Here is a 13,534-nt window from a genome sequence, read left to right as displayed (position 1 = left end):
CGGGTCATATGTTTCTGATGAACCTGAAGGGCGTGGCGAGCCGCGGGGAAGACTTCATCGACGGGCGTCGTATCTCCTTTTCGCCGCGACGCGCCGGTTCAATCATCCATATGCCTGCAGGCAGTGATTGGACGGGGTGGGACGAGGGAGATCCGACAGCCGCCTACTTGCTGGTATCCATTGAGAAGGGGTTCGCTGACGAAGCGTTGGGGGGCATGGCGTGCCATCGTTCTGGCGATCTGCCCCCTTCGATCGGATTTCGCGACACCACCGTCGAGATGGCCTTGCAGCGGATCGTCATCGAACTTAAGCAGCCCGACCGGATCAGCGTGACAATGGTTGAGAGCCAGGCCATGCAACTGCTCGTTCAAATGGTCAGGCTGAACGGCAGCCATCATGAGCCGGCAAAAGGCGGCTTGTCGTCCTTCGATCTCAGACGTGCCATCGCGATGATCGAATCCTCGCCGGACGAAATACCGTCTCTGGCTGCCCTGGCAAAAGAGGTCGGGGTGAGCCGGTTTCATTTCAGCAGGGCCTTCAAGCAGTCGACGGGCCTGACGCCCCATGCGTTCATCGCACAGCGTCGTCTGGACCGCTCAGCCGAGATGCTGCGATCGACCAACATGTCCGCGACAGAGATCGCGCTGGAATGCGGGTTCGGCAGCTCAAGCCATTTCACGATCGCTTTCAAGCGGGCCTTCGGCCTCAGTCCGATCGATTTTCGACGCCGGTGCAGGATTTGAATCAACACCTCCGCTCTTTTGAGCAACTATCTGAAAAACCGAGCATGATTGTTAAGCGGGATTCCCCGAAAAGGCTATGACGAGGGGCCATTGGATGGACCGCCCGTGTCAGATGCAATTCGAATTGCCAGCGATAAAAGACCGGGCACCCAGACACGGGTAATGCTTGGGTTTCTGGCCAGTACCTTCTCGGCTGCTGTCGGACGCAACGGCTATTACATCGCTTCCGCCTGGGCACTCGTCGAAGCCGGCCGGGGCAGCGCAGGCGTTGCGATACTGCTGGCGATCGTCAGTGTCGCGGAATTCGTCGCGAGCCCTCTGGCGGGCCTGGCTTCGGATCGCTTCGACCGACGGCAGCTGACCATTGCGGCGGACCTTGGCCGCTTTGCCATCGTGCTCGGCACAGCTTGCGCGCTTTCCTACCTGGACGTGTTTGTAACCCTTTGCCTGTCGGCCGTCGCCTTTGCATTTTGCGACCGGATCGCGCTGACTGCTTCGCAGGCCATGATCCCGCTCCTGGCGCGTGGCACCGATCTTGTGAACACAAATTCCGCCGTCTTTTTCATCATGCAGTTCGGCAGTCTCGGAGCCGCATTGCTTGCCGGACCCTTGCTGGACGGGCATCCCCCTGCCCCGGCTTTCGCCGTACTTGCCTTGTTCTTCCTGGTTTCGGCGAGTTCGCTCTCCACCGTGCCGCCAAGCTCGGCGCCGCAGCGCGCCACGGTGACCAGAGGTCTGGCGCTAAACGTCGATAACGACCTGTGTCGTCTCTTTGCCGCCTACGCGCTTCTCTATGGAGGCGGGGTGCTCGTCACGGCAATGGCATCGAGCTTCGTGTTCGAAGAGCAGAGGGGGACTGCGGCGGATTTTGGTCACCTAGAGGCGGCATGGTCGGCAGGTTCCCTGATCGGCGCAGTTCTTCTCATCAGGCTGACACGAGGGATAAGTGCTCCTATACTTCATCTCATGCTTTTGGGCTCAACCGCGCTCGCGCTGATGTCGTTGATAGCTCTGCGCGCACCGTGGACACTTATTTGCTTCACCATGCTCGGGTGTCTCTACAATCTGGGCCGCGTGAGCATTGAAGTCACATTGCAGTCGTCTGTCCCCAATAATGTGTTGGGCAGGGCAAAAGGCGCCATGCACAGTCTCGCCGTCGCGCTTGGCTTGCTTATGTTCAGCATCATTACCGGTTTGGGCGGCAATGTCTCTCCTTCAACGATCTTCTTCAGTTTCGGAGTGGCGCTCCTTATCAGCATTCCCGCATTGAGCCTCGGCATCGCGCAGCGAAAGGGTGAATCGTGAGGTGGACGAGCTAGCAGCAGACGCAGACGCCAAGCAGGCCGTGCTCGGTGCGTTCGCCGCGCTCTACCCGTGGATGCGATCCCATTATTCCCGCCCGGTCCGGGACTATGCGTCTCGCGTGTTCAAGGCGCCAGCTCTGAAGTCTGAACCGGAAGTTCGCAGCCGCTCGCTTGCCAAACTGCTGGGCACGATCAGGAACGCTGGAGAGCGGAACGGACTGTCGATCGAAGCCGTCGCACAAATCTGCGGGGAGTTCGAAAAACGCCGCGTGTTGCAGACCGGTCCACATTTGTTTCTGCTCCTGGAGCCAGAAGCCTATTACACACATATCTTCAGCCTGCTGGGCCTCTCGGCGCAGGCTTGCTCGACCTACGTTTCCTATGCCGTCTCAACGGTAAGCCTCGTTGAGAGGCCGCGCAAAGGGCCAGGCTGGTTCAACGTTGACGGAGTGCCGACGAACGTCTTCGGTCTCAGCCGAAGCCGGATGATTGGATACAGCCTCCTGACCGGGCCGGGATCCTACCGGTTTGAGCTGATGCCGACGGAGCCGAACGCCGAGGGAGACGCCCTCACTCAGCTTCGCGGCCTTCTGCCACGGACGCCGTTCGAGCGGCCGGCGCATGCCATCAAGGCAGCCAACCTGATGCTCTGGCCGAAACTGTTTGGAAGCAGCTTTGCCTTCCTGCAGATCGACGATGAGGATGTTGCCGATTTGGTGGCGGACCATCTTTCAGACGCAGGCTCCTGGCTACGGACAAGGCTGCTGGAACACCCCAAAATCGCATCCAACATCCTTGCTGGTCTCGATGGGCTGGCCGCCGGTCCATGGAGCGGCTGGCTAGCACGTGGTACCGATTTTTTCTGGTTCTACGAAAACGGCAAACGCCTGCCGCTGCGGTTGGTCGGCGGAGACCTCGTCCAGCCCGCCACCGGAATGAAGGTGGCCCGCTTCACGGTGCCCGACATTCTCGAACGGCTGGCAGACCGCAGCCTCATCCCCAATCTTCTGCTGATATTTCTGGTTCTGTCGATCCTGCCTGGCGTGCGAGCGCTGGGAGGCAGTTATCAGCCGCTCTACTACCCCTTGATGCGCTACATCATCTGCAGGGCGCTTGAGGACGCAGGCGTGGATGAGGATCTTCGGCGGGCTCTGGCAGGCGACGACGTACCGGGAGCCTGGGGACATCGAGTCATCGAGTGCGATGACGATCCCTTCAAGCAGTTCCTGGTTGGCGAAACCGGCGTGACAAGCGGCCTCCTCGACCGCTTCGGCGATACTCCCTTCGCTGAGGCATGTGGAAGCATGACCAGCTTCGTAACGGACCCGTCGTGGCAGGAACTTGACAGGCGGCTACGGCAAGGAATGGTGGCGCCTACCGATGCGGAATGGGCCTTTGCTTGAATTGACTCTTGCTTGCTCACATGTGTCACTTTTGCGGCGCTAGTCCGCTGTGATGCGCAACGCATTCAGCGTCTCAGGCGTAATGGTGCCGGTCACCTTCAGATTGTAGTCTGACTGCATTTTCACGAGCCCGGATCGCATCTCAGGGCTCATTTTTCCGTCCAATTCGCCATTGTAGTAACCGAACGCCAGCATGGCGAACTGAACCTGCAGGACGATCTCCTTGAACCTGGCCGCGGTCCCAGGCAGGACGACCAGCGGCGCCGGAGCCGGCTGAGTGACAGTCGGCGTTCGATAGGTTGGCGCCGGCTCCTGGTATACTGGTGCTGGAGCCTGATACACCGACGCCGCGGGCGGATAGTGGGTTGGTGGACGCATTGCCGGTAATCGCCTAAGGTTCCCGGGCGGTCCGCGCGCACCGGGCAAGCCCAACCCTGCATCGCGCTCGATCGGTCCCGCCGTCCTGGCATGTGGGGCGGGAATTTTGCGTTTATGATCTCGTATGGAGCCGGGGATATAGCGATAAGGACGGCAATCGCTGCCTCGCCCGCTTTGCACGACAAGTTTGCGCACCCCGATTGTTCCCGTTAACTTCGACCAACCTGAGGGGACGAGAATGCGGGCTTTCTTGACGTTGGCTTTGATCATCTGCGCCGTCACCGCTCGTGCAGGTGAAACGAGCCGGCTCGAACGGCAAATCTCAAAATGTTTGGTATTGCCGGCGGCCACCCCGGATATTCCGGGATTCAAAGCTGATTTTCAGGTGGTGCTAAGCAATGCCGGCAAGCTGGAGACGATTACCGTCACATCCTACAGTCCACGTTCTGAGGTCGCCAAGAGCGTCGCCGACGGGCTCTCTCTGTCGATCCGGAAGTGTTGGCCGCCGGGCGTCAAGAACGGTCCAGTGAACATTCACCTCGATGGTGGCGAGTGGCGCTAGCTTCGAAGCGAAGACACACCCGTTCGCGGCCCTGCAAGAAGCGCTCCACACACAGGTCCACCAAAAATGTTCTTCAAAAAAGCTTTTCGTTCCATAAAGCGAGCAACTTTCGGGAGGATCGTCCGACAAATCGATACTGATATCGCCAGCATCGGTAATGTGAAGGTTCACTCCGACTCAAGACGGAACGCGAAGGGCCGTATGTGGTCTTGGCACTGATCGCCCCCGGCAACTACCAATATTGCCCGATGGACATCGGCGAGTTGGACGCTGTTATCAAAGCCATGGGTGAAATCCGAGCATCCGCCGCAGAGCTTGAAAATTCAACGTGACCTGGCATCTCCCCGACATGTGCCGCCGGATGCTTTGCGCGAGAAGGCCGGAGCCTGCGGATCTGCAGTCAACGTCCTCTGTGGCGAGTTTCGACGTCGAGATCATCCCCAAGACCTGTTAGCCGAAAGAAGGCCATATCCGCGCCATCGGCTCCATCCGCCGTCTGAGCCGCCACGGCTTCACCAAGCGCCAGCGCCGCCGGGAGGAACTGATCGCGCTCGGAAGAAGATGCTCGCTGCCAAGACGTCACTGCCTCATGGCGAGTTCGGCCCATGGCTGCGCGATAAGCCCATCACCTACGATTTGGCGTTGAAGGCGATGCGGTTGGCCCGTGCTTCTTACTAGAGGCGATCGGCCGAACCGAGAAAGAGGCGCGCTCCCTTGTCTCGCGCCGTCTCCCCATCTAGCCTGAACTACTTTCAGTTGTGGGGACGGGCATGAAACAGAATCAGGTTGGCACTTGGCGATCAGCCGCAGGAACCGCATTGGCCGTGGGGCTTTTGACCTTGAGCATATCCCTGGCAGAATGCACTGCAGCTTCGACCAGCGAAAAGGCCGGCTGGCTCACCGAGCACAGTGCCTCTAGGGTCACCAGGGCGATGGAGAAGAAGGGATTAATGCCCGCGACCATCGACTGCCGATACAGCCGCAATGGCCCGGTCAACTTAGCGAAATTTACCTGGAAGCGTGCCGGAGCGAGTTCAATCTGGCGCTGGTATGTTGGGCGTCCCGAGTATGTTGCGTCGAATGAGCCTCGGGCACGTGCAATCGGCCTTCATCGCGTGTTTTCGAAAAGGGTTCGTGACAAGCCAACCGGTCAAGTAGTTCAGTGTACGATCTGGACGAATTGATCCTCTCAGCGGTGCGGACCATTCGTTAACCCCCAAAAGCCCGGTGCTGGTCGATGCGCCGGGGCTTTGGGCACGTAGGAGCTACGCCAATATGTCCGTGTATGAACGTGCGTATAACGTGAAGGAATGGTAAATGGCCGCACAGGTCGCTGAACTGAGTGCTTCCCAAGTAGCGCCTTGGACACCGTCTCTCTATGTATCCTTGGCGGCGTCCTCGACCGCCGACTAAAACTCTGCAGCAAATCGGCCATGACGCCCGTGCCTGTTAGTGATTTCATTGGAACCATGACCCTCAGCTTCGTTGGGGTTCTGGCCTACCGGTGGTTTGGCCCCGTCGCGCTGATTGTTGTTGCAGGAATCGGTCTTCCAGCGCTGCTCGCCTTTTCCGCATACCGCTTTGATTTGAAAACGCGGCACAAGCCAAAGTGAGCAACTTCGATCCAAGCTTTTTGGTAGGTTGCCTGATTTGCGGGGGAATATTCTTTGCGTTTGTGTTCATTCAAAGCAGATGGCTGCGTAAGCATACAAAAGACTGGGTGCCGTGCGCCGCTGAAGTTTTGGATCGTGTTGAAGGCGGTGACGGCCCCGATCGCTACCTGCTGAAATACGAATTTGATGGCACCGTCTACCGTGTCGAAACCAGCCCCTGGTTAGTGCCTGTGTGCACGGCCAAGGCGGGATCGCAAATTACCGTTCTAATCAATCCATACAGCCCGCACGAATGTGCAAGCAGCCCCGCGAAATCACATACCATTCAGTCTAGCTAATAAGGGTGCAGCGGACTTTTTGCGTTCATCCGATGCAAGCAACTGATGGCTGACGGCGTGAGGCCAATCCATTGCGAGGGTGGCGTGAAGAAGATGTTGGTTGCCGACCGACGAGCTTGAGTTCAGGGAGGCCGCAGAATGACTGCGACCTCCGCAGTCTCTATACCCAATCAGACGTGTGTCGGTCGCGCCTTGGTGCTTACGGGCGGGATGACTCCATGCTCAACAAGGATATCTTTCTTTCGCGCGAAGGCGACAAACACGCCGCGCGCCGTCTCGGCGTCGACGTCACCGGTGAGGGCAGCCTTACATGCGCGAATCGCGGCTTTCTGCTCTGGGCTGTTTCCGCACCATTCCGATGCGAACTGATAGGCGTCGACGACCGTATTGAGTTGCCGTGGAAAACCAAGCCCCACCCATACACGGACGGGCTGTTCGAACGGCTTCGCGAGCATAGTGACCTCCTTGGCTCTTGGGCCGGCAATCCGGCCTCGGTTTCAAAAATTTGCCGCGTCGCGACTGCGGCGACACGAATTCTTTTCAAGAGGTGACACTGTGAACGCGCATCCCCGCGAATTCAATGCCCCGCTTCCGGATGCGGTCGAGGCCGAACAAGCCCCCTAGGGGCGATTCTGAACTCAAATGACGCCTATTGGCGAGCCTGCCAGACGGCCCGGGAAATTCCACCCCAAGAAGTAGGTATTGACGCGCCGAAAGGTGCGGCGATTTTGCCTTCGCCGTGGCTTGACTTGGCTATGTGATCATCTAACGAAAATGGAACATCCATTCCCGGGGGGTCTCGGATGCATTCTGGCATCGATATTTCGGGCATGCCGGCAGGCGATGAGGTCGACAGCTTCATCATCCTGCCACCGTTGGGACATCGGTCCGAACCGGCCTTGCGCGAAGTCGAGGCCTTCCTGAAAAGGTGTTTCCCCGAATACGACTTCTTCGCGAATGGCGACACGGAGCCTTTTTAAGGCGACTATCAGATCCTACGGATCTGCGGCGTGGGTGGCGACGAGGCGGGCACCTTGCGCGTTCTCGATCACCCCGAGCAATCAGTGATGATGGGCGTCGCGGCGGCGCTGAAGGTTTCAGACGCGGCAAGCCGCCGGCGCTGAACTAGGTTCTATCCAACCGTCAATTGGTGGACGCGCTGCATCCGATGCGCCTATGGTCTCTGACGGTCCGCGCGCAACCGGGCAAGCCCACCCCCCGCATCCCCCCAGCCTGGTGGAAGCCATTTGATCGGATCCCGCCGTCATGGGGCATGTGCGGCGGGACTTTTTTTACTGCCGTAACACCCACCGGCGCGGCGGTTCATCTTAACGCAGCAAGTCTCTCCACCGAGGGTCGGGCTCGCATGGCGGCTCGGCAGTCAATGGACGTCGATGACCGGCACCCTACGGCTGGGGAGCGCCTAGCGCCCGATCCTGAGTGGTGCGATAATTCATGAATGGGGACAGATCTCACCGAAAACGAATTGCGAGCGCGGCTAAGCCAATTGGGCGCGCGAGTTGCAGAGCTTAAGACTGCGAGGCAACCTCCCCCTGAGGGGGCGCATATTGAGGGCGGCCCGCTTGGTCCAACAGACCCGCTGGAGGCGGAATTCTTGGCAACAACTGGTGTGCGGTTGTTGCCCCAGGGCGGGTTTGCTTTTGGCGCCTTTATAGTCTTTATCCGCGCGCTGCGTCGAACCACCAAATAGCTTGCCGGCCTGTCAGGCATATATTCGTGTCAGCCAGATAACCGCCGGTGAAAGCGCCTTGCAAATGAGGGGACACCAAGCTGTCGCGCGCTCGTTCGTGGAGCGCGCCTGTCGCTTGTCCCGTAGGGCTTCTTGCGTTTCGGCGCCCTGTACTGCTCCACTAGCCTGACCGCGCCGAAGGGCCGGAACTCGCAGGGGTCGATCCGTCTTCGTTGGTGTGGTCGAAGGTCAGATGTCTTGGCATTGCTAGACGCGACAGGCGATAATGTGGCTTGATCACCGGCACCCAGCTCCGGGAGGAAACATGGCCGACAATGACCCTGGGGAAGATACGAGAATTGATATCTTCGATTTGCCCGGCACAACGGAGCGATACGGTCGGGAATGGCCTGATCTTGCAGTTCGGCCAGTTCCTCCCTGAGGGCACCCAGATGCTGATCCAGGTTCGACCAAGTTCCCTCAACCAGGACCTGGAGGAATGGCTGCCGAGTGACTTTCGTGTCCATTTACGCTCAACAGCAGCTATCCAGCTTAAGGCCAATTAGCCTTGGGAATAAGCGCGGGCCGAACGGCTGCTTCCGATAATGATGTCGCCAAAAGCAGATAGACCGCTTACGTGACCCAAATCAGCCGCAAGTCGATTGCGGCAACGGCTCATTCAACGCGTTCGTGACGAGCTCGCTAACTGGACATTCAAGCGTGAGGATCGATGAGCCGCACACCCTCGCCCCTCTGACCAGCAGATAAGAATTCGACGCCCGCTTTTGTCAGCGCCGCCTCGATGGCCTGCAAAGTACTGATCCGGGAATCGACCTTGCCATTTTCCAATCGGGTGAGCGCATTCAGCGACACAATTGCCTTGTCAGCGAGCTCCTGCTGCGACCAACCAAGCAAAGCTCGTGCGGCTCGAATCTGTCGTGGACTGACCATGAGTCCACAATCGGCAGGCCGATTTTCTTTGCCACATATAGGGTTATTTTGAACCTTATAAGGTATATTAAATAGCGACTAGGCGTTCAGGTGGCGTCGACAGCAGCTCCAGCCGCGCGATGCGACAAGTCCTTATAGGGTTAGCAGAGGAGCATCGGGAGGCATCGTTGAAACTGCAACGCTCCATCCTCGTTCAGACTGGATCGAGACCAAAGAAGGCGAGTGGTCCTCATCACGCCGATCAGCATGTCGGTAAACAGATCGCAACGGTCCGCGTTCAGTCGGACGTCTCGCAGGGCCAACTTGCCCGGGCGATAGGCATCAGCTTTCAACAGCTCCAGAAATACGAGAACGCCAGGAACCGCGTCAGCGCATCGATGCTCTACGAGATCGCCAGCACATTGGGCGTCCCCGTAAGTCGCTTCTTCGAGGGCCTGCCGGGTAACGGCCAGAAAAGCGAGGAAGCGAAGCCCCTGCCCGTGGATGAACGGCTGAACTTCATCGCCAGCGCGGAAGGCCGGCGCCTGATTGAAGGGCTGATGAAACTTCCTCCCAGAGTGCGTGGCCGCATCTCAGCCCTCATCGCCGCATTAGGGGACGAGTTGGCATTGGACGACGCGAAAAACGAAACGGCCGACGATTACTCGCGGGCCGAGCGCAAGACGGCCTGACAATCAATAGAACTCGTCAGCCGTATTTTCGCGCGACGGGCAGAGTGATGCGGCCGGTCGATCCGGAGACCGCGATATCACTACCGAAAAGCCGCGAACGAGTTGCAAACCCCTCAAGAATATCTCGCGCCACATTCCCGGTCGCGACCGTGGGAACCAACCTGCCCGTTGCCGATCCGATTGACTGAGCGTCCGCGCCGATGATGACAGGCAGAAGATCCACTCCTTCAAGGCCTCCGCTCACGTCATAGCGGCATGCGGCGACGATGCTTTGCCAGACTTCCGGCGGATCCCATTCGTCTTCGTCGGGGTGCACGTGGAAAAAGAAGTTGCCAAGGCCATAGAAGATCGGCGAGCCATCGTAGATCTCCAGCGCTTGAAGCACGGGAGCGCCGTGGCTGACGAAGAGGTCGGCGCCGGCGTCGATGCAGGACCGGGCAAAGGTCCGCACCCATCGCGGCACGTCCTGCCAACCTGGTTCCCAATGGTGATGGTGCAGATAGGCGACAACGAAATCGCCTCGCGCCGCTGCCTGCCGGATAGCGGACAAATGGATGGTCGCGCTCTGTGAGTCGACTTCGACGATGCGACCGAAGCTTGCAGCTTGCGCAAACACCGTGCCGTAGAAATTGATCTCCTTGCCGCTCACGACGTCCGGCGGATCGTCCGGTTGCGCATGATTGGCGAGTTCGAAGGGGGAGCTTTGCAGATGCTCTCCAAGCCTTGCCAGTCTGCGAAAATGCCCGTCCGGCACCCCAAATTTTCGAGTGGTTACAAGCCGGTTGACGCCAGCTCGCGCCGGACGAAAAGCCGTAGCGTTCTCCGCATACATGTTGGTCGGGCCTGGGCCTGCATCAAGGGCAAGAAGCGCGACCTCGCGCGCCCCAAGCCGGCGGCGGCCCGGTCTGGCCGCGTCCGCCTCGTCCGTCCCAATCCCTGCATGCAGGAACCCGCGCGCTTCGACTTCGTCCAGGGTATTCAACACCCCGTTTGGGCCGAGATCGAAAGCGTGGTTGTTTGCCAGCGCAAGCGCGTTGAAGCCGATTGCCTGCAACGCATCCAGCACCTCGGCCCCGGAATAGCCGAAATACTTGCCCTTGGTCGGCCAACCACCATGCTTTCCGAGGATCGTCGACTCGAAGTTCGTGAAGACGAGGTCGCCCTGCCCCAGGAAGCGGACAATTTCGGCGAACCGTTCGTCCTGGATATTGCGGATGTCGTGCGTGATCAGGGATTGGCCGGTCACAACCGCGCAAAAATGGTCTTTCATGGAGCTCGCCTTTTGGATTTGGGATTTCGGCGCCGGCACGCGGCCAGCGCCACACGATGTCGAAGCCGGTGGCGCAGCTATTTCGCAACGGCCGGTGCGATGTCGGTCTTGAACCATTTGATACTCAGCGCCGTGAGCGTCCCATCCTTGGTGGCCGCGTCGATGGCGGCGTTGAACTTGGTGAGCAACTCGGTATCGTCTTTGCGCATGCCCGCGCCTACGCCCGGACCCCAGAGGCCGCCCTTCAGTTCCGGGCCGAAGAACTCCGCTATTGACCCAGCCGGGGTCTCCAGGAAATCCCGCCATGTGAAAAAGTCGGCAAGCCCGCCGTCAACACGTCCGGCGGCTAGGTCAAGCTTCAGATTGTCCAGGCTGTCGTAGCTACGGATGGTCACGACATCGCCGAAGAGATCCTTCAAGACAGCCTCCGAGTTCGACGAACGCAGGACCCCGATGGCCTTGCCGCTCAGTGTCGTTCTAACGTGCTCGATGGCCGCTTTTTCCTTTTCCCCGACTGTCGAGAGGTTGACCCTCTGCTTGGTGTCGCCGGCGTCGAGCCCCAGTTCCTTGCGCACGACGAACTGGTTGAAGCCGCCGGCGTAGGGGACTGAAAATGCGATCGACTGCTTGCGCTTCTCGGTGATCGCCATGCCCGACATGATGACGTCGAACTTGCCGACGACCAGGGCCGGAATTATGCCGTCCCAGTCCTGCGCAACAAAGCTGCATTTGATGTCGATGCGGCGACACAGCTCGCGTCCGACATCGACGTCGTAGCCATAGAGCTCGCCATTGGCATCGGTTCCGTCCCATGGCGGCGAAGCGCCTTCGGTGGCGATCGATAGCGCGCGCTCGCCCTCGGCCCGGACAGGGAAGATTGATATAAATGATGCGAGCAAAACAGCCATGGCAAAGGGTATGCGCATAAGGCACCTCTTTCGTTTTGGTTGGTGGGAATGCAGCGAAAGCTGCACGGTCACGGCGTGGGTATCGTGATCTCGGGTTCGCACAGCGCTGGCTTTGGTCGCCGCCTGCGTCGTGCGCCAGGCGGACCGTCAGTCGAAAGCCACCGTTCCAGCAATTGAGTTGCTTTCACGGCAACCGAGGTGAGCGACAGGTAGATCGCGCCGGCGACGATGAAGATTTCGAAGGGGGCAAAGGTAGCCGAAACCATCTGTCTCGCCATGCCGGTGATCTCGAGAAGCGTCACGGTGCTTGCGAGAGACGACCCCTTGATCATCCCCACGACTTCGTTCCCGTAAGCGGGAAGCGAAATCCTGAACGCGATCGGAAAGGTGACAAGGCGGGCAGTTTGCAGCCGTTTTAGGCCGAGAGCCGCCGCGGCCTCGGTGAGACCCTGCGGCACGGACTGCAGACCTCGACACAGGATCTCGGTGGTGTGCGCCGCGCTGTTCAGCGAAAATGTCAGCAGGGCGCACCAGAAAGGGTCCCGCAGGATCACCCAAAAGACGCTGGCACGGACCGCCTCGAACTGGCTGAGGCCATAATAGAGCAGGAAGAGTTGAACGAGCATGGGTGTGCCGCGAAAGACATAGGTGTAGGCCAAGACCGCGAGCGACAGGCTGGGACGGGCGAAGGCGCGGATGAACGCCAGCGGCACCGACAGTAGAAATCCCGCAATCAGCGACAGTGCGGTCAGCATCAAGGTGAGCGCCACGCCTGAGGAGAGCACCACCACCGCCTCAAGCATCAACTGGAGGTTCACTGCAGTTCCCCTAGCGACCGAAAGCGGGGTAACGCCGTTCCGCGAACCGGATCGACACCAGCGTCACTGTTGTGAGGCTGAGATAAAGCGCTGAGGCCGCGAGATAGAAGGTCAACGGCGCACGCAGGGACCCCGCACCGACAAAGGCAACGCGCATGATGTCGGTCAGGCCGACAATGGACACCAGAGCGGTATCTTTGAAAAGCGAGATCCACAGATTCCCATATGCCGACAGCGCCAGCCGCGCCATTTGCGGACCGATGATGAAGGCCCAACGCTGCCAGGCATTCAGCCCAAGCGCCTTCGCCGCCTCTGTCTGGCCCGCGGGCACGGCGGCAATCGCACCCCGGAACACTTCCGTCGCATAACCGCTGAACACGACCGAGAGCGCGATCACCCCTGCGGTGAACGCATTCACCTCCACATAGCGGCCGACGACCATGCTGGCGAGCGTGGTGCCTCCAAAGTAGATGAGCAGGATAATGACAAGTTCTGGCACGCCACGAACCACCGTCGTGTAAGCCGTCACAACCCTTCCTAGCCGTGGCGAGGCCGAGCCTTTCGAAATGGCCAGCAACAGCCCGAATACTGTACCGACAGACCCGCTGATAAGCGCAAGGCTCAGCGTCACCGTGAATGCGAAAAGAAACTGAGCAGTAAAACCGTTCATGACGCCCCTTTTTCGGCTCGCAATTCAAGCAGATCGTCGCTTGTTCAGCGCTGCTATCTAAAATATTTACCTACGGTTGCGGGTTACTCGAGCAGTAATTTCAAGTTAGTTTGCGATTTTGGCATATCATAAACTCCAATATATCCAGATCAATCTATCATTTTTATAATTTACTCTATAACTAATTCTTATATGATCGGGTTAGGTTCAAGCTG

Annotated in this window: 18 protein-coding genes; 10 read left to right on the top strand and 8 right to left on the bottom strand. The window is 59.0% G+C overall.

The window, feature by feature from the left end:
* The first annotated feature begins 17 nt into the window (after positions 1-17).
* The 3 genes from NKI79_RS12675 (at position 18) to NKI79_RS12665 (ending at position 3,450) form a co-directional block, all read left to right on the top strand.
* Positions 18-743, top strand: a complete 726-nt coding sequence (locus NKI79_RS12675) for a helix-turn-helix domain-containing protein (RefSeq protein ID WP_352801912.1) — start codon at positions 18-20, stop codon at positions 741-743.
* A gap of 162 nt (positions 744-905) precedes the next feature.
* A complete protein-coding gene (locus tag NKI79_RS12670; RefSeq protein ID WP_352801910.1) occupies positions 906-2,048 on the top strand; it encodes an MFS transporter in 1,143 nt (380 codons plus the stop codon).
* Positions 2,038-3,450, top strand: a complete 1,413-nt coding sequence (locus NKI79_RS12665; RefSeq protein WP_352801908.1) for a hypothetical protein — start codon at positions 2,038-2,040, stop codon at positions 3,448-3,450. The genes NKI79_RS12670 and NKI79_RS12665 overlap by 11 nt, the downstream gene beginning before the upstream one ends.
* Before the next feature lie 39 nt (positions 3,451-3,489).
* Here the strand turns inward: NKI79_RS12665 and NKI79_RS12660 are convergent, their stop codons facing one another.
* On the bottom strand, positions 3,490-4,098 hold the full coding sequence (locus NKI79_RS12660) for a peptidoglycan-binding domain-containing protein (RefSeq protein ID WP_352801906.1): 609 nt from the start codon (positions 4,096-4,098) through the stop codon (positions 3,490-3,492).
* On the opposite strand from NKI79_RS12660, the gene NKI79_RS12655 reads away from it, so the two are divergent.
* Positions 4,085-4,390 (top strand): hypothetical protein, encoded by a 306-nt coding sequence (locus NKI79_RS12655; protein WP_352801904.1) that lies wholly within the window; start codon positions 4,085-4,087, stop codon positions 4,388-4,390. The two genes, NKI79_RS12660 and NKI79_RS12655, sit on opposite strands and share 14 nt — an antisense overlap.
* Before the next feature lie 209 nt (positions 4,391-4,599).
* Entirely contained in the window at positions 4,600-4,722 is a 123-nt protein-coding gene (locus tag NKI79_RS12650) for a hypothetical protein (RefSeq protein WP_352801902.1), read from the top strand.
* A 449-nt stretch (positions 4,723-5,171) separates the two neighbouring features.
* Here NKI79_RS12650 and NKI79_RS12645 read toward each other — a convergent pair whose 3' ends face one another.
* Positions 5,172-5,387 carry a hypothetical protein gene (locus tag NKI79_RS12645; RefSeq protein ID WP_352801900.1) on the bottom strand — a complete coding sequence of 72 codons (216 nt, stop codon included), beginning with the start codon at positions 5,385-5,387 and terminating at the stop codon, positions 5,172-5,174.
* A 436-nt stretch (positions 5,388-5,823) separates the two neighbouring features.
* Here NKI79_RS12645 and NKI79_RS12640 point away from each other — a divergent pair, with 436 nt between their 5' ends.
* Both NKI79_RS12640 and NKI79_RS12635 read left to right on the top strand, forming a co-directional pair.
* On the top strand, positions 5,824-6,003 hold the full coding sequence (locus NKI79_RS12640) for a hypothetical protein (RefSeq protein WP_352801898.1): 180 nt from the start codon (positions 5,824-5,826) through the stop codon (positions 6,001-6,003).
* Entirely contained in the window at positions 6,000-6,341 is a 342-nt protein-coding gene (locus NKI79_RS12635; protein WP_352801897.1) for a hypothetical protein, read from the top strand. Before NKI79_RS12640 ends, NKI79_RS12635 begins: the two co-directional genes overlap by 4 nt.
* Before the next feature lie 170 nt (positions 6,342-6,511).
* Here the strand turns inward: NKI79_RS12635 and NKI79_RS12630 are convergent, their stop codons facing one another.
* Positions 6,512-6,796, bottom strand: coding sequence for a DUF982 domain-containing protein (locus tag NKI79_RS12630; RefSeq protein WP_352801895.1), 285 nt, complete (start codon positions 6,794-6,796; stop codon positions 6,512-6,514).
* 348 nt (positions 6,797-7,144) lie between these two features.
* On the opposite strand from NKI79_RS12630, the gene NKI79_RS12625 reads away from it, so the two are divergent.
* A complete protein-coding gene (locus NKI79_RS12625; RefSeq protein ID WP_352801893.1) occupies positions 7,145-7,321 on the top strand; it encodes a hypothetical protein in 177 nt (58 codons plus the stop codon).
* A 1,003-nt stretch (positions 7,322-8,324) separates the two neighbouring features.
* On the top strand, positions 8,325-8,597 hold the full coding sequence (locus NKI79_RS12620; protein WP_352801892.1) for a hypothetical protein: 273 nt from the start codon (positions 8,325-8,327) through the stop codon (positions 8,595-8,597).
* A 148-nt stretch (positions 8,598-8,745) separates the two neighbouring features.
* Here NKI79_RS12620 and NKI79_RS12615 read toward each other — a convergent pair whose 3' ends face one another.
* Entirely contained in the window at positions 8,746-8,982 is a 237-nt protein-coding gene (locus NKI79_RS12615; protein WP_352801890.1) for a helix-turn-helix domain-containing protein, read from the bottom strand.
* Between the two features lie 167 nt (positions 8,983-9,149).
* Here NKI79_RS12615 and NKI79_RS12610 point away from each other — a divergent pair, with 167 nt between their 5' ends.
* Positions 9,150-9,653 (top strand): helix-turn-helix domain-containing protein, encoded by a 504-nt coding sequence (locus NKI79_RS12610; RefSeq protein WP_352801888.1) that lies wholly within the window; start codon positions 9,150-9,152, stop codon positions 9,651-9,653.
* 16 nt (positions 9,654-9,669) lie between these two features.
* Here the strand turns inward: NKI79_RS12610 and NKI79_RS12605 are convergent, their stop codons facing one another.
* The 4 genes from NKI79_RS12605 to NKI79_RS12590 all read right to left on the bottom strand — a co-directional run bounded on the left by NKI79_RS12605 (position 9,670) and on the right by NKI79_RS12590 (position 13,319).
* Complete coding sequence (locus tag NKI79_RS12605) at positions 9,670-10,923, bottom strand: CapA family protein (protein ID WP_352802092.1); 1,254 nt, start codon at positions 10,921-10,923, stop codon at positions 9,670-9,672.
* A gap of 77 nt (positions 10,924-11,000) precedes the next feature.
* On the bottom strand, positions 11,001-11,849 hold the full coding sequence (locus tag NKI79_RS12600; RefSeq protein ID WP_502909813.1) for a transporter substrate-binding domain-containing protein: 849 nt from the start codon (positions 11,847-11,849) through the stop codon (positions 11,001-11,003).
* A gap of 50 nt (positions 11,850-11,899) precedes the next feature.
* Complete coding sequence (locus NKI79_RS12595; RefSeq protein WP_352801886.1) at positions 11,900-12,649, bottom strand: ABC transporter permease; 750 nt, start codon at positions 12,647-12,649, stop codon at positions 11,900-11,902.
* A 10-nt stretch (positions 12,650-12,659) separates the two neighbouring features.
* Positions 12,660-13,319, bottom strand: coding sequence for an ABC transporter permease (locus tag NKI79_RS12590; protein WP_352801884.1), 660 nt, complete (start codon positions 13,317-13,319; stop codon positions 12,660-12,662).
* Positions 13,320-13,534: the final 215 nt, after the last annotated feature.

It is taken from the genome of Mesorhizobium sp. M0340, from assembly GCF_040321535.1.
Classification (GTDB): domain Bacteria; phylum Pseudomonadota; class Alphaproteobacteria; order Rhizobiales; family Rhizobiaceae; genus Mesorhizobium.
The sequence above is the reverse complement of the archived record's forward strand: the minus strand, read 5'-3'. Positions and strand labels throughout refer to the sequence as shown.